At 68.9% G+C, this 25,585-nt stretch carries 26 protein-coding genes; 4 read left to right on the top strand and 22 right to left on the bottom strand.

The features are described 5' to 3' along the window. Positions 1–42: 42 nt before the first annotated feature. Positions 43–1,143: a hypothetical protein gene (locus ACIPV2_RS09705; protein ID WP_400840698.1), complete on the top strand. Its 1,101-nt coding sequence runs from the start codon at positions 43–45 to the stop codon at positions 1,141–1,143. Between the two features lie 4 nt (positions 1,144–1,147). Here the strand turns inward: ACIPV2_RS09705 and ACIPV2_RS09700 are convergent, their stop codons facing one another. From ACIPV2_RS09700 to ACIPV2_RS09670, 7 genes are all read right to left on the bottom strand, one after another. Then, positions 1,148–3,151 (bottom strand): cytochrome c oxidase assembly protein, encoded by a 2,004-nt coding sequence (locus tag ACIPV2_RS09700; protein WP_400840696.1) that lies wholly within the window; start codon positions 3,149–3,151, stop codon positions 1,148–1,150. A gap of 71 nt (positions 3,152–3,222) precedes the next feature. Next, the gene (locus ACIPV2_RS09695; protein ID WP_101187559.1) at positions 3,223–3,510 is read right to left on the bottom strand and encodes an HU family DNA-binding protein; all 288 of its coding nucleotides are present in this window, start codon (positions 3,508–3,510) and stop codon (positions 3,223–3,225) included. 312 nt (positions 3,511–3,822) lie between these two features. Continuing rightward, on the bottom strand, positions 3,823–4,650 hold the full coding sequence (locus ACIPV2_RS09690) for a DUF559 domain-containing protein (protein WP_400840694.1): 828 nt from the start codon (positions 4,648–4,650) through the stop codon (positions 3,823–3,825). 256 nt (positions 4,651–4,906) lie between these two features. Continuing rightward, positions 4,907–5,212 carry a 30S ribosomal protein S14 gene (rpsN, locus tag ACIPV2_RS09685; RefSeq protein WP_101187557.1) on the bottom strand — a complete coding sequence of 102 codons (306 nt, stop codon included), beginning with the start codon at positions 5,210–5,212 and terminating at the stop codon, positions 4,907–4,909. 2 nt (positions 5,213–5,214) lie between these two features. Then, positions 5,215–5,385: a 50S ribosomal protein L33 gene (gene rpmG, locus ACIPV2_RS09680; protein ID WP_045250846.1), complete on the bottom strand. Its 171-nt coding sequence runs from the start codon at positions 5,383–5,385 to the stop codon at positions 5,215–5,217. Beyond that, complete coding sequence (gene rpmB, locus ACIPV2_RS09675) at positions 5,385–5,621, bottom strand: 50S ribosomal protein L28 (RefSeq protein WP_071645079.1); 237 nt, start codon at positions 5,619–5,621, stop codon at positions 5,385–5,387. The genes rpmG and rpmB overlap by 1 nt, the downstream gene beginning before the upstream one ends. Positions 5,622–5,881: 260 nt before the next feature. After that, entirely contained in the window at positions 5,882–5,998 is a 117-nt protein-coding gene (locus ACIPV2_RS09670) for a hypothetical protein (RefSeq protein ID WP_400840690.1), read from the bottom strand. On the opposite strand from ACIPV2_RS09670, the gene ACIPV2_RS09665 reads away from it, so the two are divergent. Together ACIPV2_RS09665 and ACIPV2_RS09660 are read left to right on the top strand one after the other, a co-directional pair. Beyond that, positions 5,985–7,193 carry a Gfo/Idh/MocA family protein gene (locus tag ACIPV2_RS09665; RefSeq protein ID WP_400840688.1) on the top strand — a complete coding sequence of 403 codons (1,209 nt, stop codon included), beginning with the start codon at positions 5,985–5,987 and terminating at the stop codon, positions 7,191–7,193. The genes ACIPV2_RS09670 and ACIPV2_RS09665 overlap by 14 nt on opposite strands. Positions 7,194–7,209: 16 nt before the next feature. Continuing rightward, entirely contained in the window at positions 7,210–8,184 is a 975-nt protein-coding gene (locus ACIPV2_RS09660; protein WP_400840686.1) for a LacI family DNA-binding transcriptional regulator, read from the top strand. 63 nt (positions 8,185–8,247) lie between these two features. Here the strand turns inward: ACIPV2_RS09660 and ACIPV2_RS09655 are convergent, their stop codons facing one another. The 12 genes from ACIPV2_RS09655 to ACIPV2_RS09600 all read right to left on the bottom strand — a co-directional run bounded on the left by ACIPV2_RS09655 (position 8,248) and on the right by ACIPV2_RS09600 (position 20,438). After that, positions 8,248–8,919: a DNA-3-methyladenine glycosylase gene (locus tag ACIPV2_RS09655; RefSeq protein ID WP_400840683.1), complete on the bottom strand. Its 672-nt coding sequence runs from the start codon at positions 8,917–8,919 to the stop codon at positions 8,248–8,250. Beyond that, positions 8,916–10,508 (bottom strand): hypothetical protein, encoded by a 1,593-nt coding sequence (locus ACIPV2_RS09650; RefSeq protein ID WP_400840681.1) that lies wholly within the window; start codon positions 10,506–10,508, stop codon positions 8,916–8,918. Before ACIPV2_RS09650 ends, ACIPV2_RS09655 begins: the two co-directional genes overlap by 4 nt. Beyond that, positions 10,498–11,280, bottom strand: a complete 783-nt coding sequence (locus ACIPV2_RS09645; RefSeq protein WP_400840679.1) for a TIGR03943 family putative permease subunit — start codon at positions 11,278–11,280, stop codon at positions 10,498–10,500. Before ACIPV2_RS09645 ends, ACIPV2_RS09650 begins: the two co-directional genes overlap by 11 nt. Further along, a complete protein-coding gene (locus ACIPV2_RS09640) occupies positions 11,273–12,307 on the bottom strand; it encodes a permease (RefSeq protein WP_400840677.1) in 1,035 nt (344 codons plus the stop codon). Before ACIPV2_RS09640 ends, ACIPV2_RS09645 begins: the two co-directional genes overlap by 8 nt. Continuing rightward, entirely contained in the window at positions 12,304–12,720 is a 417-nt protein-coding gene (locus ACIPV2_RS09635) for a Fur family transcriptional regulator (RefSeq protein WP_400840675.1), read from the bottom strand. Before ACIPV2_RS09635 ends, ACIPV2_RS09640 begins: the two co-directional genes overlap by 4 nt. Positions 12,721–12,770: 50 nt before the next feature. Beyond that, positions 12,771–13,631: a metal ABC transporter permease gene (locus ACIPV2_RS09630; RefSeq protein WP_400840673.1), complete on the bottom strand. Its 861-nt coding sequence runs from the start codon at positions 13,629–13,631 to the stop codon at positions 12,771–12,773. Further along, positions 13,628–14,479: a metal ABC transporter ATP-binding protein gene (locus ACIPV2_RS09625; protein ID WP_400840671.1), complete on the bottom strand. Its 852-nt coding sequence runs from the start codon at positions 14,477–14,479 to the stop codon at positions 13,628–13,630. The genes ACIPV2_RS09630 and ACIPV2_RS09625 overlap by 4 nt, the downstream gene beginning before the upstream one ends. A gap of 11 nt (positions 14,480–14,490) precedes the next feature. Next, complete coding sequence (locus tag ACIPV2_RS09620) at positions 14,491–15,465, bottom strand: metal ABC transporter solute-binding protein, Zn/Mn family (RefSeq protein ID WP_400840669.1); 975 nt, start codon at positions 15,463–15,465, stop codon at positions 14,491–14,493. Positions 15,466–15,617: 152 nt separating this feature from the next. Next, positions 15,618–17,291: a glycoside hydrolase family 13 protein gene (locus ACIPV2_RS09615; protein ID WP_400840667.1), complete on the bottom strand. Its 1,674-nt coding sequence runs from the start codon at positions 17,289–17,291 to the stop codon at positions 15,618–15,620. Positions 17,292–17,374: 83 nt separating this feature from the next. Next, positions 17,375–18,277 carry a carbohydrate ABC transporter permease gene (locus ACIPV2_RS09610; protein ID WP_400840665.1) on the bottom strand — a complete coding sequence of 301 codons (903 nt, stop codon included), beginning with the start codon at positions 18,275–18,277 and terminating at the stop codon, positions 17,375–17,377. Further along, positions 18,277–19,185 carry a carbohydrate ABC transporter permease gene (locus ACIPV2_RS09605; RefSeq protein ID WP_400840663.1) on the bottom strand — a complete coding sequence of 303 codons (909 nt, stop codon included), beginning with the start codon at positions 19,183–19,185 and terminating at the stop codon, positions 18,277–18,279. Before ACIPV2_RS09605 ends, ACIPV2_RS09610 begins: the two co-directional genes overlap by 1 nt. Continuing rightward, positions 19,182–20,438: an ABC transporter substrate-binding protein gene (locus tag ACIPV2_RS09600; protein WP_400841796.1), complete on the bottom strand. Its 1,257-nt coding sequence runs from the start codon at positions 20,436–20,438 to the stop codon at positions 19,182–19,184. The genes ACIPV2_RS09605 and ACIPV2_RS09600 overlap by 4 nt, the downstream gene beginning before the upstream one ends. A gap of 147 nt (positions 20,439–20,585) precedes the next feature. On the opposite strand from ACIPV2_RS09600, the gene ACIPV2_RS09595 reads away from it, so the two are divergent. Further along, entirely contained in the window at positions 20,586–21,806 is a 1,221-nt protein-coding gene (locus ACIPV2_RS09595) for an ROK family protein (RefSeq protein ID WP_400840661.1), read from the top strand. A 190-nt stretch (positions 21,807–21,996) separates the two neighbouring features. Here ACIPV2_RS09595 and ACIPV2_RS09590 read toward each other — a convergent pair whose 3' ends face one another. From ACIPV2_RS09590 to ACIPV2_RS09580, 3 genes are read right to left on the bottom strand one after another with little or no spacing between them, the layout of a single operon-like run. After that, a complete protein-coding gene (locus tag ACIPV2_RS09590) occupies positions 21,997–23,352 on the bottom strand; it encodes a dihydrolipoamide acetyltransferase family protein (protein WP_400840659.1) in 1,356 nt (451 codons plus the stop codon). Between the two features lie 58 nt (positions 23,353–23,410). Beyond that, the gene (locus tag ACIPV2_RS09585; protein ID WP_400840657.1) at positions 23,411–24,391 is read right to left on the bottom strand and encodes an alpha-ketoacid dehydrogenase subunit beta; all 981 of its coding nucleotides are present in this window, start codon (positions 24,389–24,391) and stop codon (positions 23,411–23,413) included. Then, positions 24,391–25,518, bottom strand: coding sequence for a thiamine pyrophosphate-dependent enzyme (locus ACIPV2_RS09580; RefSeq protein WP_400840655.1), 1,128 nt, complete (start codon positions 25,516–25,518; stop codon positions 24,391–24,393). Before ACIPV2_RS09580 ends, ACIPV2_RS09585 begins: the two co-directional genes overlap by 1 nt. Positions 25,519–25,585: the final 67 nt, after the last annotated feature.

Below are 25,585 nucleotides of genomic sequence, written 5' to 3'. Positions count from 1 at the left end.
TCGTACGGCATCGTCCCAGCGCCGACTGCCTAGACTTGCGCCATGATGCAGGGGCGGGTATCACCGGGGCGAGCGCGCCCGCGCGCGCGCTCCAGCCTGCGGTCCGACCTCACTCTTCTGGCCGTCATCGGCGTGCTGCTGTTCGCCGCGATCGGCGCCGGAGGGATGTCGCTGTACCAGTCGTTCTACAGCCCCTCCGCCTTCGTGCAGCGGTACATGGATCTGCTCTCGAGCGGTCACGCCGTCGAGGCGCTGCAGGTGCCGGGCGTCTCGCTCGACCTCGCGGTGCTGCAGGACGCCGGGATCGACGCGGCCGCCTCCGAGGCGCTGCTGCGCCGCGCCGCCCTCGCCCCGCTCACCGACGTGACGGTCACCGAGAAGGATTCGAGGGACGGCGTGCACGAGATCGTCGTCGACTACCGTGCCGGCGGCGTCGAAGGCACCTCGACCTTCACCGTCGCGCAGGACGGCTGGGTCGGGGTCACGCCGAACTGGCGCTTCACCGCCAGCCCGCTGGCTGAAATCGAGCTCACCGTGCGCGGAGCCGACGTGTTCGCCGTGAACGGCTTCGCGATCGACCGGCGTCAGGTGTCCGTCGACGGCGCGGAGGCCGCTCCCCTCGACCCGCTTCACCTGCTGGTCTTCACTCCGGGCCGGTACTCGGTCACCGTCGACACGGCCATCTCGTCGTCACCGGGCGTGAGCGTGCTCGCCGACACCGCACTCGCCCGAACCCCGGTCGACGTGCAGGCGCAGCCGACCGAGAAGTTCGTCGAGGTCGTGCAGCAGCAGGTCGAGCAGTTCCTCGCCGACTGCGCGACGCAGGAGGTGCTGCAGCCCACTCGCTGCCCGTTCGGGCTGCAGCTGCACAACCGGCTCGCCCCCGACACGGTGCCGAAGTGGTCGATCACCGCGCAGCCCGTCATCAGCCTCGTGCCCGACGGCGCCGCCTGGGCGCTGCCGCCCGCCGATGCCATGGCGCACATCGAGGTGCGGATTCAGTCGCTCTTCGACGGCTCGGTGCGCAAGGTCTCGCAGGACGTGCCGTTCCAGGTGAACGGCACCGCGACCGTCCTCCCGGATGGATCGGTGTCGATCCGGGTCGGCTCGCCTGACGGCGATCAGCCGACGCTCGAGGACTGACCGCTCAGCGCACGCTGTCGCGCTCTGCCATGCGCGCGAGCCGGGCGTTGTACTCCTCGAGCTCGGCATCCCCGGTGCGGTCGGCATGCCGATCACGGCGACGCTGCAGCCTGGCATCCGATCTCGACCACTGGATCGCGACCGTGATCGCCAGGATCAGCGTCGGGATCTCGCCGACCGACCACGCGATGCCGCCGCCGATGTACTGATCCTCCATCGGGGTCGCGCCCCAGGTGCGGCCCATCGCACCGAACCAGTCGGCGACGAACAGGCCCTCCTGCATCATGATCGCCATGCCGAAGAACGCGTGCGTGGCCATCACCGCGATGAGGGTGATGAGCCGGCCCGCGTACGGCAGCCGGTACGGGATCGGATCGACGCCGATCAGCGTCATCGCGAACAGGTAGCCCGAGATGAGGAAGTGGATGATCATCCACTCGTGACCCAAGTGGTCGTACATCGCCCAGCGCACCAGGTCGGTGAAGTAGAACGCCCACAGCGACACGGCGAAGATGCCGGCGGCGACGAACGGATGCGTGATGAACCGCGAGTACGGCGAGTGCACCGCCCACAGGATCCACTCGCGTCCGCCGCGGGTGCCGTCATCGCGCTTGTGGATGCTGCGCAGCGCCAGCGTGATCGGAGCGCCCGCGACGAGCAGCACGGGGATCGCCATGCTGAGCAGCATGTGCCCTGCCATGTGCACGCTGAACAGGTAGTCCTGGTACGCGTTGATCGGACCGCTCGTGACCCACAGCAGCAGCGCCAGGCCGAGCATCCAGAAGATCGTGCGATGCACCGGCCAGGCATCCCCGCGGCGGCGCAGCCGGACGATCCCCACGACGTAGAGGAAGACCCCGAAGCCGACGGCTGCGATCCACAGCACGTCGATGTCGAACGACGTGAACCAGCGGTCCAGCGTCAGCTCGGGTGGCAGCGGCTCACGGGTGAGGCGCTCCGCGGGCGTCTGCACGGCCGGTGCCTGCTCGCCGAGCGGCGGAGGGGTGCGGGCGAGCGCGGCGGCGGCACCCGAGGCGAGGCCCATCAGGGCGAGCTCGCCGAGGATCAGCGACCAGAAGGCGCGCTTCTCGCGGTCGCCGCCGAGGCGCGGGATGAGCCGTCGGCGGTACCAGGCGCCGAACAGGCCGAGGCCGACCAGTGCGACCGCCTTGGCGATGACGATCAGGCCGTACGGCGAGAGCAGCTCGCTCCACTCCCCCAGAGCCACGACGGTGCGCGCGATGCCCGAGAACGCCACGACGGCGAACGAGGCCAGCGCCAGCGACGAGTAGCGTGCGACGAGCACGGGGAGGTCGATGCGGGCATCCGTCTTCTTCGTCTTCGCCTGCCCTGTCTGTCGGGTGCCGACGTGACGGAGGATGACGAGCAGCATCACGCCGCCCACCCACACCGCGGCGCCGATCGTGTGCAGCAGGATCGCGTTGACCGCGACCGTGTGGCCGGCGACGTCGCCGGAGTGGCCCTGAGTGGCCATCGGCAGGAAGGATGCCGCGGCGAGCACTGCCGTGAGCATGATGCCGGTCCAGCTGCGCCAGCCGAACAGCAGCAGCGTGACCACGGCACCCATCACGGTGGTGATCAGCCAAGCCTGGCCGAGGGGCAGCTCGAGCAGGTAGCGGCCGAACTGCTCGCCGAAGCCGCGGTCTGCGGTGAGCTTGGGGTTGAAGGCCGCCATGAACGTGAGGAAGGCGGTGACTCCCGAGCCGATGGTGAAGATGGCGGCGCCGACGGATGCCGTGTCGATCGCGAGGTCGAAAGGCCGGGTCTCGCTGCGCAGGCCGAAGAGCGCCAGCACGAGCGAGCCGAGCATCGCGGCGGCGCCGAGGTTGGCGATGAGCTTCGCGGCTGGCAGCCCCCACATGACGATGGGACCGGGGTCGAGCAGCTTCGGAGGCACCGCGCCGCCGCCGACGACCAGAGCCGCGATGAGGCCAGCGGCCCCGCTGATGACGAGGATCGCCAGGCCAGCGAGACGGTACGGATTCACCCTTCCAGCCTACGGCCGATACGAGTGAAGGCCGCCCCCGGAGGGACGGCCTTCACTCATGGCGAGCGGTCTTACTTGACTGCTGCCTTCAGCTTGGAGCCAGCGGTGACCTTGACGCGCTTGCCGGCCGGGATCTTGATCTCGGCGCCGGTCTGCGGGTTGCGGCCGGTGCGAGCGGCGGTGTCGACCTGCTCGAACGCGATCCAGCCCGGGATCGAGACCTTGCTGCCCTTGGCAACGGCGTCCGAGACGGTGGTGAACAGCGAGTCGAGCACGCGCGAGACGGTGGCCTGGCTCTCGCCGGTGGCGGAAGCCATGCTCGCGACGAGCTCGGTCTTGGTGATGGACTTGTCAGCCATGTCACTCCTCCAGCGACGAAGGTCCGTCGCATCGTGTTGATTTCGAGGGAGACCCCCGTCGGTCGTTCGACCGCCTTGAATGTACCAACCGGAGCGTGTGATTCCGCGTCATTTCGCGGGTTTTGGCCGGATTACCCGGCGAGTTCGGTCACTTTGGTCACTTCAGTCACAGATTCGAGTGGTGCGGATGCCCTGCGCGCAGCGCTTGCGCGGCGCTCGGGCGCCGCGAATACAGGAGTTCTCACGAAACGCAGGAGCGGATGCCATGTTCGCTCCTGCAATTCATGTGATCTCCTGCGATCTGCGCGGTCATCAGTCGGCGAGATGCAGACCCTGGGCGACGGCCTCGGTGATGACTGCCTGCACCTGCTCCCAGTGCTCCATCACCTGCTCGTAGCTGAACCTCAGCACGTGGAAGCCGTGGAGCGCGAGCAGTGCGTCGTGTGCGATGTCACTCGTGCGCTGCGGACCGGTGTGCGTGGCGCCATCCAGCTGGATCACCAGGCGCTTCCCGATCAGCAGGTCGACTCGATGCCCGTACACCCACGCCTGAGGGAGCATCGGCAACCGCAGCCAGCCCAGCCGGTGGATGATGATCGTCTCGAGACCGGAGTCGGCGTAGGGACGAGCCCGGTCGAGCACCGCCCGGGCCGCAGCGGGAAGCCCGAGCCGGGCCATGGATGCCCTGTCGACCAGCCCCTTGTTCAGCGCGGACTCCCAGATGATCAATGCCGTCTCGAATGGCTGGCAGCGCGCGACGAGGACCAGCGCGTTGCGCAGGTCGTCTTCCACGGCATCCGGTTCTCGAGGGATGACCGGCTGCGTCCAATGGACGACGGCGTGCTCGGGTACGGAGAAGCGAGAGGAGTGCGGCGACGCCACGACGTGCCGTTGATGCGGCTCGGGAACCCAGAGCCCCCGACGTTCCGCGAGGCTGACGCAGCTGATCACGAGTCCTCTGCGTACGACCGCCAGCGCGAACCAGTCCGCATCCGGCAGTGCGATCCAGCCGTTGCGCGGCCTGATGACAGAGCCGTCAGCTTTCGCTCGGCGGATGGCGTGCTCCGATACTCCCGCGTCACGCAGAGTGCGCGTACGAGCGATCCCGCCGCGACGACGCAGCTCCTCGAACAGATCCATGTGAGGAGCTTCCACCGCCGCACGGCGGCCGGCGGTCCTCGCGCCCGGCATCTGGGGACACAGTCGTGAAAAGCGAGTCTGTGCAGGGCATCCGGAACGCAGGAATTCTCACGGATCACAGGAGCGACTGCGGGGAGGCATCCTGCGTTTCGAGCGAATTCCTGCGTATCAAGCGAGGCCAGGGGACGGGGATGCGAAAGGGGCGAGGATCCGAAGATCCTCGCCCCTCACAACCCTTCGACGAGCTCAGGGATGCTTACCAGCTCGACTTGGTGATGCCGGGCAGCTCGCCACGGTGAGCCATGTCACGGAAGCGGACACGCGAGATGCCGAACTTCGTGAGCACGCCACGGGGGCGGCCGTCGATGGCGTCACGCGAACGCACGCGGATCGGCGACGCGTTGCGCGGCAGCTTCTGCAGGCCGACGCGAGCGGCCTCGCGGGCCTCGTCGGTGGCGGTCGGGTCGACCAGGGTCTTCTTCAGCTCGGCGCGACGCTCGGCGTAGCGCTCGACGATGACCTTGCGCTGCTCGTTGCGAGCGATCTTGCTCTTCTTCGCCATGTTTAACGCTCCTCGCGGAATTCGACGTGCTTGCGAACGACCGGGTCGTACTTCTTCAGCACGAGCCGGTCCGGGGTGTTGCGGCGGTTCTTCTTGGTCACGTAGGTGTAACCGGTGCCCGCCGTCGAGCGCAGCTTGATGATCGGACGGATGTCCTGAGCCTTCTTGGCCATTAGAGCTTCACACCCTTCGCCTTGAGGTCCGCGACGACCTTCTCGATACCGCGAGCGTCGATCACCTTGATGCCCTTGGCGGACACGTTCAGGGTGACCTTACGACCGAGCGACGGCACGTAGTAGGTCTTCTTCTGCACGTTCGGGTCGAAGCGGCGCTTCGTCCGGCGGTGCGAGTGCGAGATGTTGTGACCGAAGCCGGGAACAGCTCCGGTCACCTGGCACACTGCTGCCATGTTGTGACTCCTTCATTACCGTGAGACCGGACGGCCTCACCCAAGATCCCTTGTCTGCATCCCACCCTTCGACAGGCTCAGGGCCCCATAACAGGACTCGAGACCGAGGAGAGGGAAGTGGGATACGAACTGCGCACAGGAGTGTGCACAGACAAGGAGTCAGTTTAGCACGGCGCGAACACTGCAACCGCGGCACCCGCGAACCAGGACGAACAAATCAGTGCAGAAGTGCGGGAATCGTGATACTCTACCCGCGTAGATCACTGGGGAACCGTGGGGTCTCGGAGCCGTACTGAGGGGCACGGTTCCGAGGCCCCCTCCCTTTGTTGACACCCGTTGACGACCGATGGAAGACTGCGGCATATGGCGTTCAGCATGGGGCTCGTCGGCGCGGGCCAGTTCGCGGGTCAGTTCGCCACCCTCTTCCACCACCACCCCGGGATCTCGGCCGTCCATGTCACGGACGTCGTGCCGTCTCGTGCGGCTGAGCTCGTGGCATCCGCCGGCCTCGCCGGCACCTTCGACAGCTTCGACGAGATGATCGCGTCGCCGGCTGTCGACTCGATCGCGATCTTCACCCAGCGCTGGATGCACGGCCCGCTCGTCGTCGAGGCGCTGCGCGCCGGCAAGCACGTCTACTCCGCGGTGCCCATGGCGATCACCGTCGACGAGATCGGTGCGATCATCGATGCCGTCCGCGAGACCGGCCTCACCTACATGATGGGCGAGACGAGCTTCTACAACCCGGCCACGGTCTACGCCAGGCAGAAGCTCGCGTCCGGCGAGTTCGGCCGGCTGTTCTACGGCGAGGGCGACTACATCCACGACATGGACCTCGGCTTCTACGAGGCCTACCAGTACTCCGGCGGTGCGGGCTGGAAGAGCACCGCCAGCTATCCGCCGCTGCTGTATCCCACCCACTCGATCGGCGGCGTGCTGGGCGCATGGCCGACGCACGCCGTCGCGGTGTCGGCGATCGGCGTGACCGACCAGCGAGGAGACGGGGTGTTCGAGCGGGGAGTCAGCCAGTTCGACAACGACTTCTCGAACGCCACCGCCTTGTTCGAGGTGGCTGGCGGAGGCTCGATGCGCATCAACGAGTTCCGCCGCGTGGGCTACCCGACGCACCTGCGCGAGTCGCGCTTCCGCTGGTTCGGGACCGAGGGCTCGTTCGAGCAGCTCGCCCGCACCACCGTCTGGCAGACCCGTCAGGGCGTCGAGGACATCTCGCACCTCATCGACACCGATCCCTCGGCATCCGCCGACGACCCCGCCCTGTCGACGGTCGCACCGGCGCTGCGCGACGCCTTCATCTCGGGGTACGCGGCGATCCATGAGCAGGAGCGCGCGCGCATCCCGGCTGAGCTGCAGAAGCTGCCGAACGGGCACGAGGGCAGCCACCACTTCCTCGTGGACGACTTCGTGCGCGCGGTGACCGATCAGACCCTGCCGCCGGTGAACGCCTGGCAAGCGGCGAGGTTCACGCTTCCCGGCGTGATGGCGCACGAGTCCGCGCGTCGAGGCGGCGAGCGGCTTATGATTCCCGATATGGGACAACCGCATGCACGCTGACCGCCGACCGCGGTCTGTGACCCGGGCTGACGTCGCCCGCTACGCCGGGGTGAGCACCGCCGTCGTCAGCTACGTGCTCAACGACGGGCCGAAGGCGGTCGCGCCGCTCACCCGGGAACGAGTGCTCGACGCGGTGCGCGTGCTCGGCTACCGCCCGAACGCGGCGGCACGGGCGCTGTCGATGGGCTCCGCCGACATGTTCGGCCTGCTCGTGCATGACAATCGCAGCCCGTTCTTCGCCGAGCTCTGCCATGCCCTCGATCAGGCCAGTGCCGACAACGGCCGCTCGCTGCTGATCGTGAACTCCGACCGCGAGCAGGTGTCGACCTCCGAGCAGATCCGCGATCTCGTCTCGCGCCAGATCGGCGGTCTGATCATCGCCGACGTGCTGACCGCGCGCGAGCAGTCACTGGTCGAGGCGCTCGGCATCCCCACTGTCGTGATCGGCCAATTCGGCGAGACGGACGGTCTGCACAGTGTCGGAGTGGACTTCGCCGTCGGGGCCCGCGGTGCGGCCGCGCATCTCATCGGCCACGGCTACCGCGATATCGCGTTCGCGGGAAGCGCCGCACGGTACGACGAGCGTGAGCGGGGCTGGCGCGATGCGCTGAGCGCTGCCGGGCTGCCGCTCGGGCCGCTCGTGCACGTGCCGTTCACCCATCAGGGCGGCTATGAGGCAGGGATGCAGCTGATGCGGGGTCCACGTCGACCGCGCGCGGTGATGGCGGCATCGGACCAGATCGCGATCGGCATGCTCGCCGCCTTCGGTCAGCACGGCGTGCGGGTGCCTCACGACATCGCCGTCGCGTCGTTCGACGGCACCGTCTCGGCCGATTTCGTGTGGCCGCGCCTGACGACGGCCGTGCAGCCGCTGGAGGAGATGGCGCATGCAGCGGTGAGCATCCTGCTCAAGGCAGGCGACCAGCGCCGCCACCATGAGTTCTCCACAGAGCTGCGGGTGCGCGAGTCCTGCGGGTGCACCGTCGTCTGACGGACCCACGACGGGACGCCCTCCCCTCGGTCGCCCCCTGCCCGGTCTCGCCCCTGCCGAGGCTCAGCCCTGCTCGGCCGCCTCGCGAGCGCCGCGCCCCCAGCGGAACGGCGACACGGTCGGGTCGCCGGTGATCCAGAACCGCCAGGGAAACGCCATCGTGCCCGCCGTTCCTGCGACTCCGACGCGCGGGCCGGCTGAGACTCCGGCCACCGGCTCACCCCAGGTCAGCCGTGCGATGGCGCCGTTCTGCTCCTCGCCCGAGACGAAGTCGATGCCGTCGTGCAGCGCGTGACGCAGACCGAGCGCCTGTCCGAGCCGCCCCGGCCCCCGGGCGAGGTCACGCAGCGCGATGCGCGAGAGCGGGGTCGCGATGCCGCGGCGGTGCGCCGCAGCATCCACTCCATCGACCATCTCGCCGGCGCGCAGCAGCACCCCGCCGGCCGTTCCCTCCGGCCCGCAGACGACGTTGATGCACGAGTGGATGCCATGGCTGAGGTACACGTACAGGTGCCCGGGTTCGCCCCACATCGTGGCGTTGCGCGCTGTCGGGCCCATGCGCGCGTGCGAGCCGGGGTCGGGCACATCGCCCGTGCCACGACCGTGGTACGCCTCGACCTCGGTGATGCGCAGGGCTGTCTCGACGCCGGCGACGATCGTCCGCAGCTCGGCGCCGAGCAGGCGCGGGGCCACGTCGATCGGCAGCCCGAGCAGGTCTTCGCGGTCGATCGTCATGGCAGCGGAGCCGTGCGGCACCACGAGATGTCGAAGCCGCTCAGGGTGGGCAGCTCGCGATCGCCGACGAGGTCGATGAGGCTGGTGTGCAGGGTGACGGGAAGTGGCAGCAGCAGGTCGTCGTAGTCGTTGCTCGCGAGGTCGGGGGCGATGGTGACGGCGGCGTACTGGCCGCTCGGTGACACGCAGGTCTGCAGGATCGAGTCCTCGCCGCTCACCTCCGCGATCATGGAGGCAACGCCCTGGTCGTCGACCCGCACGACCGCCTGGCCGGTCGGCATGCCGAGTTCATCGCGCTGCACGACGTGCCGCAGGGTGCCGCCGGGGAACGCCTCGATGCCGACAGCGTCGCCGTAGTCGGGGTCGGAAGCCGGCAGCGGCTGCTCGGCGCCGTCGGTGAGGTCGAGCACGACGAAGCTGCCGTCGGCGCGCTCGATGAGCGCGGTGTACGTGCCGCGGTTCACACCGAGGATGCTCGCCGCGGTGCCCATGGGCTGCGCTCCTGCGTCGCCGGTGGGGTCCTCGACCGTGAGCGAGCCGTTGAAGTCGATGAACAGCAGCGATGTCGAATCGGGCACGAAGCGCCACTCGGCGACATTCGCGTCCTTGCCATCGATCTGCACGATGCGCGGCTCGTCCGTGCCGCTGAGAGCCTGGGTCACGAGCACGCTCGCGCGGCCGGTCGTCTCGGTGAGATCGCGGTCGGAGTAGCTGTAGCCGACCAGGCCGGCGCGGTCGGACACCTGCACCGACGAGACGTACCCCTCGCCCGGCAGCGGCAGCTCGCGCTGATCGGAGCCGTCGCGGTTCATCACGAGCAGATGCGAGCCCTCCTCTTCCTCGACCGCGACGACGAGCACGTCGCTCGTGGCGCGGTAGTCGCTGATGCGCGGATGCTCGAACACCGGCGCGGCCTTCTCGCCGCTCAGGTCGGAGAGGAAGATCTTGTCGGCGCCGTCGGCCGAGCGCTGCAGCAGCATGATGCTCGACGCGGGCGTGCGGAAGCTCGTCTCGAGGTCGGCTTCGGTGCCCCCGCCGGAGGCGGTGACACCGGCGACGGCGACCCGGTAGGTCGTGTCGTCGTGCAGCGGAACGGTGAATCGGATGCCGATGCTGCGTCCGCTGGCATCCACCGTGAACGGCACGGCCGGCTCGACGGAGATCTGTTCCGCGTCGACGGCGTCGAGGCTCTGGTTGGCGGTGAGGATGAGTCTGCTGCCGGATGCCTCGATCGCCTGTGCGGGATCGACCTGCACCTGACTGAGACGGGGCCCCTGCACGAGACTGACGACCGCGAGTGCACCGGCGACCAGCGTCAGGATGCCGAGGACCGACAGCAGAGTGAGGGTGAACCGGCGCTCGCGCGGTGGCGCGGCCGCGGGGTCCGGAGTGCGGGGTGCGGCGTCGAGGGCGGGGGCCGCGTCCGGCGCGGGGGCCGCGTCCGGCGCGGGGGGCGCGTCCGGCGCGGGGGGCGCCTCGAGCGCGGCCTCCGTTTCGTCATGGGTCTCCGCAGCTCGCAGCGCGCGCAGCTGGGCGCGGGTGAGCGGCTGCTCGCCCGAGCCGCCGGCGTCCGGACCGTCAGTACTCATACGGGTCCTTCGGCTCGTCGATCCTCTTCACCGTCGCCGACTCGATGCTCAGCGCGCCGCCGTCGCCGGCGCGAACGGTGCCCGTCACCTCGACCCACTGCCCGGTCTCGTAGTCGCCGTCGAGTCCGCCACCGCTCATGGGGACGGATGCCGGCTGAGCATCGATCACGCAATGCGAGATCACCATGCGGGTGAGGTTCACGTCGCCGTCCTCCGCAGGGGTGACGAAGCCGGTGAGGGTGACGGCCGCACCGTCGTACTTCTCGGGGCGGGTGGAGTTGGCGAACGCCATCGACCAGTCGCCGACTCCGAAGCTGGTGGTGTCGGCGACGCCCAGCGTGACGTCATCGGCACCGGCGAACAGCGTCGGCGATTCGCCGGCGCGCGACAGCGCGATCTGCGCTGAGAGGGAGGCCGGAGGCAGCACGAGTCCCGCGAGCACGACCGCCGAGGCGATCACTCCTCCGCTCACCGCGGCGACCGTCTGCATCCGGCGTCGACGTTGCGCCCGGGCATCCGGTGCATCGTGCGCGTGGTCGTGCTCACCCTCCGCGCCCAGCGGGAGGGTGCACGACCAGACGGCCAGGACCAGCGTGAGCACGGCCGCGGCCCCCGCGAACCAGACCGTCTCGGGGCTGATGTACAGGGTGAGCCGGCCGGTCACGGCGAGCACCAGCGTGACCACCGAGATGATGACGGCGAGGCCGACGCCCAGCCAGCGGGTGGCGACAGCGCGCCAGAGGTCGCGTCGTGCGCTCGCGATCTCAGCCAAGGACGTTCACCCCGATTCCGATCACGCACGCCGACAGCACGACCACCCCGACCACGGCGGCCAGCACGCGACCGGTGAAGGTGGTGCGCAGCAGCGCGAGCATCTTCACATCGACCAGCGGGCCGACGATGAGGAACGCGATGATCGCACCCGATGAGAAGGTCGAGGCGAACGACAGGGCGAAGAAGGCGTCGACGTTCGAGCAGATCGCGACGGTCATCGCGAGCACGACCATGGCGACGATCGACAGCACGGGGTTCGAGCCGATCGCCAGCAGCACGTCCCGCGGCACGAGCACCTGGACGGCGCCGGCGAGCGCGGATCCGATCACGAGAGCCGGCATGACGGCGCGCAGCTCGATGAGGAACTGCACGAGGCTGCGACGTGCGGGACTGCCCGGTTCATGCGCCACGTGCGCGCAGGTGTCGACGAATCTCTCGGTGAGCAGCGCCTGCTGGTCGCGGCGCAGACTGAAGATCCACCCGATGAGATTCGCGATGACGAAGCCGCCGAGCAGACGCGCGACGAGGATCCCGCCGTCCCAGCCGAACGCGGCATGGGTGGTGAGGATCACGATGGGATTCACGATCGGAGCGGCGATGAGGAAGGTCATCGCCTCGGCCGGCGCCAGGCCGCGCATCATCAGCCCACGGGCGAAGGGCACGTTGCCGCACTCGCAGACCGGGATGAACATGCCCAGCAGCGACAGCACAGCGCGCCGCGCCCACGGATTCCGCGGCAGCCACCGCTGCACGGCGTCCGACGGCAGCCACACCTGCACGACGATCGACAGCACGACACCGAGGATCACCCAGGGCAGCGCCTCGATCAGCACGCTGAGCGCGAGGGTCAGTCCGTCCTGAGCGCGGGCGGGCAGGGCGTCGGAGAAGAGCGCGGGCGCGAACAGGTCGATGAGCACCAGCACGGCGACGACACCGGCGCCTGCCACGACGGCCTTCCCGGTGGGCACCCGACGAGGCGGCTGGCGATGCGCGTGCGGCACCGTCGGCGTGGCCGTGGATGTCACTGCGCCGCCTCGGGCGAGGCATCCTGCCTGTTGGCGCAGCTGGCGCAGAGACCGAAGATGTCGACGACGTGCTCAGCGTCGCGGAACCCGTGCAGGGTTGCCGTGCGCTGAGCCCACTGCTCGACATCCTTCGCCTCGATCTCGACGGTCAGACCGCATGACCGGCAGATGAGGTGGTGGTGGTGCCCTTCCGTCGAGCAGGCCCGGTAGAGCGCCTCGCCCTCGGGGCTCTGCAGCGAGTCCGCCTCACCCGAGGCGGCGAGCCCGGCGAGCGCGCGGTACACGGTGGCGAGCCCGATGCCGGTGTTCGCCTGACGCAGCTCGGCGTGCAGCGACTGTGCGCTCACGAAACCGCGCGCGTCGGCGAGCGCATCGCGCACGCGTTCGCGCTGCCAGGTGTTCCGCTGAGCCATGCCTCGAGTCTAGGCCGGGCGCCTGTGCAGGCGGTCAGCGGGTATCTCGCTTAGCGACCCACTCGGCGAACCCGCGACCTGACCCGCTGCGTGATCCAGCAGCCCGCATAGATCAGGAACGAGATGGTGGTGATGTACGGGCTCACCGGAAGCGTTCCGGCGAGCGCGAGCAGGATGCCCCCGACCGCAGCCGTGAATCCGAAGAGCGCTGACAGCAGCGGCACCGCGACCGGCCCGCTCGACAGGCGCATCGCCGCCGCTGCCGGGGTGACCAGCAGAGCCATCACCAGCAGCGCACCGATGATGTGCACGCTCACCGCGACGATCAGTCCGAGCAGCACCATGAAGACGAGGCTGACCGCGCGCACCGGCACACCGCGCGCCGCCGCGGATTCCGCGTCGAGCGAGTCGAAGCGCAGCGGATGCCACATCAGCAGCAGTCCGATCAGGACGACCGCGCAGATGCCGATCAGCCAGCCGAGATCCGGGTTCGAGACCGACACGATCTGACCGGTCAGCAGACCGAAGCGGTTGGCCGTGCGCCCGTCGACGAGTGAGAGGAACAGGATGCCCAGGCCCAGCCCGAACGGCATCAGCACGCCCACGATGGAGTTGCGGTCGCGCGCCTTCGCGCCCAGCACGCCGATGAGGATCGCGGCCACCAGCGCCCCGCCGAGTGAGCCCACGACCACGCTGCCGCCGAACAGCAGCGCGGCCGCGGCGCCGGCGAACGACAGCTCGCTCACACCGTGCACGGCGAAGGCGAGATCGCGCTGCATGACGAAGACGCCGATCAGCCCGCCGACGATGCCGAGGACGGCGCCCGCGATGAGCGAGTTCGAGAGCAGGGCGAGCAGCTCGCCGTAGTCCTGGAACGAGAAGACGTCGCCCCAGTCGAGCAGCGGCCTCATGCGTGCGCTCCCTGGTGCGAGGGGCCGTCGTCGGAGTGCTCGTGGGCGTGCGTGCCCTCGGCATCCGGCGCTCCGACGACCACCAGCCGGTCGCCGGCGCGCAGCACGAACACGGCCGTGCCGTACAGCTCGGTGAGCACGCGGCTCTGCAGCACCTCGTCTGGGGTGCCGAGCACGAAGCGGCCGCCGGCGATGTACAGGATGCGGTCGACGAGGCCCAGGATCGGATTGACGTCGTGGGTGACGAACAGCACTCCGGCGCCCTGGCGTCGCTGACGGTCGATGATGCCGGTGATGCCGCGCTGGTTGGCGAGGTCGAGACCCGAGAGCGGCTCGTCGCAGAGCAGCAGCGTGGGGTCGTCGGCGAGAGCCTGGCCGACGCGCAGGCGCTGCTGCTCGCCGCCCGAGAGCAGTCCGACCGGGCGGTCGGCGTAGTGTGCGGCGCCGACGCCCTCGAGCAGGGAGTCCACGCGCGCGCGATCGCCGCGGTGCGGGATGGGCAGGCCGAAGCGGCTGCCGTTCACGCCGAGCGCGACGAGGTCGCGTGCGCGCATGCTGGTGTCGGGGGGCAGCGGTCGCTGCTGCGGCACGTAGCCGATCCGGCGGTCGCCCCTTCTGGGTGCCTGAGCCTGTCGAAGGCCGCCCCCGACCCGGATGCTTCCGGCCGAGAGGGGCTGCAGGCCCAGGATGCTGCGCAGCAGCGTCGTCTTGCCCGATCCGGATGGGCCGAGCACGGCGAGGAACTCCCCCGGCGCGACATCGAGGTCGAGTCCCGACCACAGCTCGCGGCCCGAGCGATGCAGAGCCGCCCCGCGGATCTCGAGCACGCTCGATCCGGCGTCGCTCATCGGGGCCGCGCTCATCCGCGAAGAGCCGCGGCGAGGTCGGAGATCGCGGAGCGCATCCACTCAGCGTACGACTGGTCGGCGCTCAGCAGCTCGTGGAAGGTGATGACCGGGATGCCCGCGTCCTTCGCGGCGTCTTCGATGCGGCTCGTCTCGGCTCCGCCCGTCTGCGCGTTGGCGAGCACCGCGCGCACTCCGCCGTCTTCGACGAGCGACAGCGACTCGAGCAGGATCGCGGGGGCGACTTCGTTGCCCTCTTCGACCGCGGATGCGAAGCCTTCGGGTGCGACGTCGTCGAGACCCGCCGCCGCGGCGAGCGCGCCGGGCAGCGGTTCGGTGATGAATACCGGCGTGCCCTCGAGCGTCGCGTGCAGGGCGTCGAGTTCGCCCTCGATCGCCTCGAGCTCACCGGCGAGCTTCTCCGCGGCGGCGACGTACTGCGCCTTACCCGCGGGGTCGAGCTCGGTGAGGTCGGCCGCGATCTGCTCGGCGACGTGCGACACGGTGTGCACGTCGAACCAGACGTGCTCGTTGAAACCGTTGATGTGCGAGTGGCCGTCGTGGTCGGCCGCGTGGTCGTCCGCGTGCTCGTCGTGCGCGTCGTCTTCGTCGTGGTCGTCGACCACGGCATCCGGATAATCATGGGAGAACTCCGCGGCGGTGATGACGACGGCATCCGACCCGTCGATCAGCTCGTCCATGAACGCGTCGTAGCCGCCGCCGTTCTCGATCACGAGGTCGGCCTTCTGCACAGCGAGACGGTCACGGGCGGAGGCTTCGTATCCGTGGGGGTCCTTCGCGGCGGAGTCGATCAGGCTGGTGACCTCCACCCGGTCGCCGCCGATCTCGGTCGCCAGCTGACCGTAGACATTGGTCGAGGCCACCACCCGCAGTGCGCCGGTCTCACCGTCATCGGCCGAAGTCGTGCATCCACTGAGGACGAGAGCAGATGCTGCGGCGAGGGCGAGGGCGGAGAGGCGCTTGTGCATGCGTCCACTCTAATTGCTAATGAGAACCATTCTCAACTCGACGACGGTCGGCCTGCCGCCAAGCCGTGCCGTGAGCCGCTCGGAGGTCAGAAACGTACGCGAACGGGACGGTTCGCGTACGTTTCTGACCACTCACGCAGCTGCGGTGCGCGTCAGGCCTTCAGCCAGGCCGTCGCCTCCGCCGGCAGGGCGCCATCGCGAAGCGGCTGGCTGCTCAGCACCATGGCATCCGCGTCGGCACCGAGATCGAACGGCTCCGTGCCGAAGTTCGTCACCACCTGCCAGCCGTTCGGGCGCACGAAGTGCAGCACGTCGGCGCGCCCCGTCTCGCGCCAGTCGAGCTTCTCCTCGGTCTGCAGCTGACGACGCAGGCCGAGCGCCTTCCGGTAGAGCGCGAGGGTGGATGCCGGATCCGCCTCCTCCACATCCACCGCGTACTGGGCGAACCACGACGGCTGGGGCAGGTGGGCGCCGTCGGAGCCGAAGCCGAACGACGACCCCTCGGCGCTCCACGGCAGCGGCACCCGGCATCCGTCGCGGCCGAGGCCGTCGAACTCCGCGCCACGGAAGAAGGCGGGGTCCTGACGCTGCTCGGGCGTGATGTCGGCGACCTCGTGCAGGCCCAGCTCCTCCCCCTGGTAGAGGTAGGTGCTGCCGGGCAGACCGAGCAGCAGCAGGGTGGCGGCCTCTGCGCGCCGGCGTCCCTGCTCGCGGTCGAGCTGGTCTTCCGGGCCGCCCGCGGCCACCCACTCGGTGCCCTGCTTGACGTGGCGGCCGTTCAGCGGCGGCAGCCCGTAGCGCGTGGCGTGCCGCGTGACGTCGTGGTTCGAGAGCACCCACGTCGTCGACGAGCCGGTCAGCTCGCTCTGCGCGAGGTTCACCGTGATGAGGCTGCGGAACTGCTCGGCGTCGAAGTCGGCTTCCAGCAGATCGAAGTTGAACGCCTGACCGAGACCCTCCGCCGAGGCGTATCGGGCTCGCCGCTCAGGCGTCTGCACCCAGGCCTCGGCGACCGCGGTGCGCGGCGGGTCGTACTCGTTGAACACCTGGCGCCATTCGGCGTACACCTCGTGCACGTCATCACGATCGGTGATGGGATGCTGCCCGGTGGTGGTGTCGATAGCCTCCAGCTCGGCGCGGCTGGGCAGCGGCTCGGTGAGGTCCTTGGTGAGCATGTGGGCGACGTCGATGCGGAAGCCGTCGACGCCGCGATCCGACCAGAACCGCAGCGTCTTCAGGAAGTCGGCGCGCACCTCGGGGTGCGACCAGTTCAGGTCGGGCTGCTCGACGGCGAAGTGGTGGAAGTACCACTGCCCGTCCTCCACGCGCTCCCAGGCTCCCCCGCCGAACACCGACACCCAGTCGGTGGGCGGCTCGCTGCCGTCGGGACCGGTGCCCTCGCGGAAGATGTACCGTTCCCGGGCGGCCGAGCCGCGTCCGGCGGACAGCGCCTCCTGGAACCATTCGTGCAGGTTGGAGGAGTGGTTCGGGACGATGTCGACGATCACGTGGATGCCGCGCTCGTGCAGCGCCGTCACCATCCGATCGAACTCCTCGAGGGTGCCGATGCGAGGGTCGACGTCACGGTAGTCGGCCACGTCGTAGCCGCCGTCGGCGAGCGCCGAGGGGTAGAAGGGGCTGAGCCAGACCGCATCGATGCTCAGCTCGGCCAGGTAGTCGACACGGGAGAGGATGCCGGCGATGTCGCCGATCCCGTCGCCGTTGGCGTCGGCGAAGCTGCGCGGGTAGATCTGGTAGACGGCGGCCTGGCGCCACCAGGCCGCGGGGTCGATGGCGTTCTGCTCGGCGAGGGACGGGTCGGTCATGAAGCTCCTTGTCTTGCGGGTGGTCGTGGTCGGTCTCATGGGGTGCTGAGCCTGCCCCCTGGGTTGCTGAGCCTGCCGAAGCATCAGCCCTTGACGGCGCCCTGCGTGACGCCCTCCATCACCCAGCGCTGCGTGAACAGGTAGGCGACGATCGCGGGTGCCATGGCCATGAGGTACGAGGCGAAGGCGACGTTGTAGTTGTTGCTGAACTGGTTCTGGAACAGGTTCTGCCGCACCGGAAGAGTCTGCAGGTTGGGGTCCGAGATGATCAGCGACGGCATCATGAAGTCGTTCCAGGCGTAGAGGAACGCGAAGATCCCGACCGTGGCGCTCATCGGCGCGAGCAGCGGGAAGATCAGCTTCCAGAAGGTCTGCCAGGTGGACGCGCCGTCGATGCGCGCGCTCTCCTCGAGCTCGATGGGGATCGAGCGCAGGAACGCGGTGAACAGCAGCACGCTGAAGCTGAGCTGGAACATCGTGGCGAGGATGATCACGCCGAGAGGGTTGTCGAGCCCTACCCGGCCGGTCAGCTGGATCTGCGGCAGCGCCACCACCGGGAACGGGATGAACATCGCCGCGAGCAGGTAGAAGAAGGAGTACCGGAAGAACCGGCGGTCCCAGTTGCGCACGATCGCGTAGGAGGCGAAGGCCGCCAGCACGATGGTCGCGATCACCGTGCCTGCGGTGACGAGCATCGAGATGGCCGCACCGACCGGGAACTTCGTGAGGGTCCAGGCCTGCACGAAGCCGTCGATGCTGAACGGCGCCGGCAGCGAGAACGCGTTGCCGTCGACGGCCTGCCCGGTGGTCTTGAACGCCATCGAGATCGTGACGTAGAGCGGCAGCAGCACGGTGACCGCGCACAGGATGAGGATGATCGTTCCCGACCAGTTGACGCGCTCCATCTTCTGACGGGGCCGGCGGCCGGTCGGGCCGAGGACGATGGCGGTGGTGGATGCCGTGGTGATGGCGGGCTGAGTGGTCATCAGAGCGCATTCCTTCCGCGCGTCAGCGAGAGCTGGAGGAGGGAGATGAGCACCGCGACGATGAAGAAGATCGTCGCGTTGGCCATCTGGTAGGCGTAGTCGCCGCCGTTGAAGCCCGCGATGATCGTCATCGCGACGCTGCGGGTGGAGGTGCCGGGTCCGCCGTTGGTGAGGCCGACGATGATGTCGTAGGCGTTCAGGAAGCCCTTGAAGCCGAGGATGATGTTGATCACCACGTAGCCCGCGACCAGCGGAATAGTGATGCGCGTGAGCTGCTGAGACTTGGTCGCGCCGTCGATCGACGCCGCCTCGTACACGTCGCCCGGCACGGACAGCAGGCCGGCGACGTAGATGAGCATGGTGCCGGGGATGGCCTGCCACGCCGTGACGATGACGATCGCGACCCACGCGAGGTCGGGGTTCGCGAGCAGACTCGTCTGCAGCCATTCGATGCCCGTCGCAGCTCCCGCCGCAGGGATGGAGTTCGAGAACAGGAAGTTGAAGACGTACGCGATGATGATGCCCGAGATCACCATCGGGATGACGAAGATCGTGCGCAGGCCGGTCTTGAACCGGATGCGCGAGGTGAGCCCCACCGCGAGCAGGAACGCCGTGATGTTGACGAGGATGACCGTCGCGATCGAGAAGCCGAAGGTGAACAGGTAGCTCTGCAGGATCGCCGGGTCGCTGAACATGGCGATGTAGTTCGTCAGTCCGTTGAAGTTCCACTCGCCGAGCCCGATCGAGTCGGTGAAGCTGAAGAAGATGCCGATCACGCCGGGAACGGTGATCGCCAGAGTGAACAGCACGAGGGTGGGGACGAGGAAGAAGTAGTAGATGGGCTCGACACGGCGCGAGCTGCGCCGGCGGGTGCCGTCGCCCGCGGTGACGACGTTCGAGGTGCTCATTCTGCCGACTCCTTCGTCTGACTGGTGGGCGCCGGGGCGCGGAAGGCGATGCGAGCCCAGTCGGCGTCCATGGTGCGCAGCACGCCTGCCGGCTCGGCTCCGAGCACCATGGACTGCGCGTAGCCGTTGGTCGGGATGACGCGGGGCACCAGCACCGACGGGCCCTGGTAGATGCGGCCCTCGTCGTAGTACTCGATCATGCCCTCCACGCGTGGATCATCGGGTGCCGGGGCATCCGTGAGCGGGGTGAACCCCAGCTGGGAGGCGTTGTAGGACTCGATGTTCTCGGGCTCGTAGAGGAACTCGAGGAAGTCCCGAGCAGCCTTCTTGTGACTTGACTCCTCAGGGATCATCACCGCGAGGTCCATGTTGACGCGCACAGCGAGGTCGTCGGGGTCATCGGTCATCGGAAGCGGGAAGGTGCCGAGCTCCAGGTCGGGCGAGGTCTTGGCGATCTCGCTGAACGCCCACGGGCCCTGCAGGTACATGGCCGCCTCGCCCTTCGCGAAGGCGAGGTTGCCATCGCCGTAGCCGCGGCTGGGAGCGTCGTCGTTCGTGTAGTTCTGCGCGAGCTGCAGCATCCGCTCCATCGGCTCGGCGAAGTCCTTCTCGAACGAGACCTTCGAATCGGGGCCGACCTCGGCGCCCTCTTTCGCCAGCGCGTCGAAGAAGTCGATGACGTCGAGCGACCCGCCGGCTGAGTAGTCGTACCAGCCCTGGCCCACGGTCCAGTCGTCTTTGAACGTCGCGTAGAACGGAGTGATCCCGGCCTCTTTCAACTGATCGCCCACCTGCAGCAGTTCGTCCCAGGTGCGCGGCACTTCGAGTCCCTGATCGGCGAAGATCTGCTTGTTGTAGATGACCGAGGCGGCCATCACCGAGTAGGGCAGTGCGCTGGTGCGCCCCTCGCACGACCCGTACTGCGCCATGAGCGGCTGCAGGTCGTCGCGCACGTTCTTCGCGGCGTCGGTGCCGCCGAGGTCGCTGAGCGCGCAGCGCTGCACGAACCGCGCGACCTCGTAGTTGTAGTTGGCGAGCATGATGTCGGGCGGGTTGCCCCGCACGAAGCTCGCGGAGACGACGTCGACACCCGAGGTGTCGATCTCGACGCGAACGTCGTCCTGCGACGCGTTGTAGTCGGCGACGAGGTCCGTCATGAACTCGATCGCCTCGCGTTTGCTGAACGTGAAGCGGATGGTCTCGCGGCCGTCTGACGAGCAGCCGACGAGGGCGGAGCCGAGCAGCGCGAGCATCGCGGTGCTCGCCGCCAAGCGCACCGCGCGGGAAGATTTCACAGACACCGTCGTCCTTCCGATCTGAACATCCGGAGAGTAAATCTAGTGACTAGATTTAATCGCTTGCCGGTACTCTCTCAGAGGGAAGGGACGAGGTCAAGAGCTGTGAGCGATATCCCCGCAGACCTCGGCACGGGCAGGGCCAGTGTCGGAGCAGTCCTCGACTATGCCTGGACGGCAGGAGAGTTCACGGCGACGGATGCCATGGCATCCACCGCCATCACCCGGTCGACCGCGATAGAGGCGCTGGCGACGCTGGTCAGCGCAGAGATCCTGACGGAGCTGCCCAACGCGAGAGCCGCCGGAGCGTATCGCGCCGGGCGGCCGGCACGACGCTTCACACTCTCCCCCGACCTCGGCGTGGTCGCGGGAATCGACGCGGGCGACACGCACCTGGCCGTGACGATCGCAGACCCGCTCGAGACGACGCTCGCCGAGCGCCGCACCGAGATCGATCCGGAGGAGACCCCGGCCGAGCGCCGGGCGATCATCGTCGAGCAGCTGCAGCAGGCGCTGCGCGATGCCGGTCGGACTCGTGAGGATCTGCTGGCGATCTGCGCGGGCGTCGCCGCTCCCGTCAACCGCGACGGCGTCTCGCCGCCGCATCCGGAGGGATTCTGGGAGAGAACCAATCCCGGCCTGGCCGCAGCACTCCACGGGTGGGCGCCCATCGTCGACGTGAAGAACGACTCGGTGCTCGCCGCCGTCGCGGAGGGCAGCCTGGGCGCTGCCGTCGGATGCCGCGACTACGTCGCGCTGCTCGCGGGCGAGCGCTTCGGCGGCGGGGTCGTCGTCGACGGGCACCTGCTGCACGGTGCGCACGGCGGCGTGGGCGAGGGGATCGTGTTCGACCACATCATCGGGGTGGCAGGTGCTTTCGGGCTCGGCCCGACACTGCACCATCAGCTGCTGGCCGCCGTGGAGTCGGGCGAGATCGATGCCGGTAGCCGGGTGGGACGCCTGGTCGACACCGACCGCATCGACACCCGTCTGATGCTCGAGCTCGCCGCAGCCGGTGATCCCCACGCACTGCTCGTCGCCAGCCGGCTCGGCGACACGCTCGCTCGCGTGGTCGGGGTGCTGGGCAGCATGTACGACCCCGCCCGCGTCATCGTGTGCGGGGCGATCGCCGAGAGCATCGAGCCCGTGCTGGCCGCTGCGCGCACCGTGCTGCCCACTCAGCTGCACCTGCCCGCGCCCGAGCTGCTCGCGTCGTCGCTGGGTGCGGAGGTCGTCTCGCTCGGCGCGGTGGCGACCGCGCGGCGCGCAGCGCGCGAGCGGGCCGTGCCCCTGCTGGCGGAGCGCAGGCTCACCGCCCGGGCGTGACGTCGAGCACCGACGCGCCTGCGAGGCCAGTTGGGTGCGGACACAGCCCTGATGGCGTGCGTTTCTGACCCCGCACACGTGCACCTGCCACGGGCGACCCCCGCGGAGCAGCGCCGGAGCGTGCGCGGTCAGGAACGTACGGAAACGGGGACTCTCGCGTACGCAAGTGACCCCGCACCAGCGGGGTGCGTCAGTCCACGAGCAGGGCGGGCTCTTCGAGGATCGAGGCGACGTCGGCGATGAAGCGGCTCATGCCGTCGCCGTCGATCACGCGGTGATCGAACGAGCCCGACACCGTCGTGACCCAGCGGGGGCGCACCTCGCCATCGACGACCCACGGCTTCTGGGCGATCGTGCCCATGGCGACGATACCGGCCTCGCCGGGATTGATGATCGGAGTGCCGGCGTCCATGCCGAAGACGCCGATGTTCGTGATCGTGATGGTGCCGCCCTGCTGGTCGGCGGGGCTCGTCTTGCCCTCGCGCGCCGTGAGCGTCAGGCGGTTCAGCGCGCGGGCGAGGTCCTTCATGCTCAGGTCCTGCGCGTCCTTGATGTTCGGCACCAGCAGCCCGCGGGGAGTGGCGGCCGCGATGCCGAGGTTCACGTAGTGACGCACCGCGATCTCGGCGCCCGAGTCGGTGTCGACCCAGGCGGCGTTGACCATCGGGGTGCGGCGAGCGGCCCAGATCACCGCACGGGCCATGACCAGCAGCGGCGAGACGCGGATGTCGGCGTAGTCCGGCGACGCCTTCAGACGCTTCACGAGATCCATCGTGCGGGTCGCGTCGATCTCCTTCCACACCGTCACATGCGGCGCCGAGTACGCGCTCTGCACCATCGCTGACGAGGTCGCCTTGCGCACGCCCTTCACCGGAATCGACTCGGAGCGCCCGTCATCGACCTGCGGCTGGACCGGCAGCTTCTCCTCGCGGACCGCGCCCCACGCCGGAGTCTCGATGTTGCGGAACACGCTCGCCTGCTCCGCGTGCTTCACGACATCGTCGCGGGTGACCTCGCCGTCGGCGCCCGTGGGCGTGACCTCGGTGAGCTCGACGTTCAGGTCACGCGCGAGCTTGCGAATCGGCGGCTTCGCGATCACGCCGACCGACGAGCGCACCAGACCCTGTCCGCTCGGTCCCTGAACCCTGCCACTCGGTCCCTGAGCCTGTCGAGAGGTGCGCCGGCGCGAGGTCGCCCCTCCCCCGGTTCCATATCCGACGAGCACTGAACCGCCGCCCTCGTCCGTCGCGGGCGGAGCAGCGGGATCCTTCGGGTTCGCCGCGACACCCGCATCCGCCGCCTCGGACTCGGACACGAAGGTGATGATCGGCGACCCGACCTCCACCGTCACGCCCTCGGCGACCAGCAGCTCGCCGACGACACCCGCATGCGGCGAGGGCAGCTCGACCAGCGACTTGGCGGTCTCGATCTCGCAGATGACGTCGTTGATCGCCACGGCATCGCCGGGGGCGACCTTCCACGCGACGAGCTCGGCTTCGGTGAGGCCCTCGCCGACGTCGGGAAGGGTGAAGGTTTCGGTGGTCATGAGAACTCCTTCGGCTGTGCGTTTCGTCTCGCTGCGCTCGCTCAACGACCGGGTTGTGTCAGTAGGCGAGCGAGCGGTCGACGGCTTCGAGGATGCGGTCGGCATCCGGCAGGTAGGTGCCCTCGAGCTTGGCGGGCGGGAACGGCGTATCGAAGCCCGACACCCGCAGCACCGGCGCCTCGAGGGCATAGAACGCACGCTCCATGACGGTCGCGGCGATCTCGCTGCCGACGCTGGTGTGACCCGGCGCCTCCTGCGCATAGATCATGCGGCCGGTGGAGCGCACCGAGTCGAGGATCGGGCCGTAGTCGACCGGCGAGAGCGATCGCACGTCGACGACCTCGCAGCTGGTGCCCTCGGCCTCGGCGAGGGCTGCCGCCTGCAGCAGCGTGGTGACCATGGCGCCGTGACCCACAAGGGTCACGTCGCGGCCGCGGCGCACCACGCGCGAGGCATGCAGGGGCAGAGCGGATGCCTCGAGCTCGACCTCGCCCTTCTGCCAGTAGCGGCTCTTCGGCTCGAGGAAGATGACCGGGTCGTTCGAGCGGATCGCCTCCTGGATCATCCAGTACGCGTCGTTCGACGTCGACGGCGCGACCACCCGCAGGCCGGGAGTGTGGCTGAAGTACGCCTCCGGGCTCTCCTGGTGGTGCTCGACGGCGCCGATGTGCCCTCCGTACGGGATGCGGATGACGATGGGCATCGACAGCGCACCCTCGTGCCTGTTCGTGATCTTCGCCAGCTGCGAGGTGATCTGGTCGAAGGCGGGGAACACGAAGCCGTCGAACTGGATCTCGACCACCGGTCGGAATCCCGCCATGGCGAGCCCGATCGCGGTGCCGACGATGCCGGACTCGGCGAGCGGGGTGTCCAGCACGCGGCGAGCGCCGAAGTCGCGCTGCAGGTGCTCGGTGATGCGGAAGACGCCGCCCAGGCGACCGATGTCCTCCCCCATCAGCAGCACGCGCGGGTCGTCCTCCATCGCCTTGCGCAGACCGGCGTTGAGCGCCTTCGACATGGGCATCGACTCGATGGTCATCAGTGCGCCCCTCCTTCGTACGAGGCCTCGTACGCGTTCAGCCACGCCTTCTGCTCGACCATCAGCGGGTGCGGATCGCTGTACACGTGGTCGAAGATCAGCGGCCGCTCGGGTGAGGTGAGGGTGACGGCGCGGCTGCGCAGGTCTTCGGCGGCGTCCGCCGCTTCGGCATCCGTCTCCTCGAACAGGGATGCCGGCGCGCCCCGACCCTCGAGGAACGCGCGCATGCGCGCGATCGGGTCGCGCTGCGCCCACTGCTGCTCCTCGTCGGAGTGGCGGTACTTGGTGGGGTCGTCGCTGGTCGTGTGCGCGCCCATGCGGTAGGTGACCGCCTCGATCGCACGCGGGCCGAGGCCGCTGCGCGACTCGTCGAGCAGGGTGCGCGAGACGGCGTAGCTGGCGAGCACGTCGTTGCCGTCGACGCGCACCGACGGGATGCCGTACCCCGCGCCACGGCCGACCAGCGGCACCTTCGACTGGGTCTCGACGGGCACCGAGATGGCCCAGTGGTTGTTCTGCAGGAAGAACAGCACGGGAGCGTCGTAGCTGGCGGCGAAGACCATCGCCTCGTGCACATCGCCCTGACTGGAGGCACCGTCTCCGTAGTAGACGACGACGGCCTCGTCGCGCTCGACATCACCGGTGCCGGTGCGGCCGTCGAAGGTGAGGCCCATCGCATAACCGGCGGCGTGCAGGGTCTGCGATCCGAGCACCAGCGTGTAGATGCGGGTGTTGCCGTTCTTGGGATCGGTGGGGTTCCAGCCGCCGTGCGAGGTGCCGCGCATGACCTTGAGGATGTCGACGGAATCGACGCCGCGGATGCGGGTGACGGCGTGCTCACGATAAGAGGGGAACAGCGTGTCCTGGGTGCGGGCGGCGCGTGCGGAGCCGACCTGAGCGGCCTCCTGCCCGCGGCTCGGCGGCCACAGGGCGAGCTGGCCCTGGCGCTGCAGGTTGGTCGCCTGGGTGTCGATCGCGCGGATGACGACCATGTCTCGGTAGAACTGCTCGAGCTCGGCGTCGGTCAGCGCGTCGATGAGGGGCAGGTAGCGCTCAGCCTCGGCCGATGGCGCATAGCTGCCGTCGTCGGCGAGGACGCGGACGAGGGGTGCTTCGATCGGGGTCACCCGACCACGCTACCCACGTCGGCATGCCAGGTCACGCATACCTAGGGCACCCTAGTAAGTGCCCGGC

The sequence above is a fragment of the Microbacterium sp. NPDC089987 genome, from assembly GCF_044748505.1.
Classification (GTDB): Bacteria; Actinomycetota; Actinomycetes; order Actinomycetales; family Microbacteriaceae; genus Microbacterium.
The sequence above is the reverse complement of the archived record's forward strand: the minus strand, read 5'-3'. Positions and strand labels throughout refer to the sequence as shown.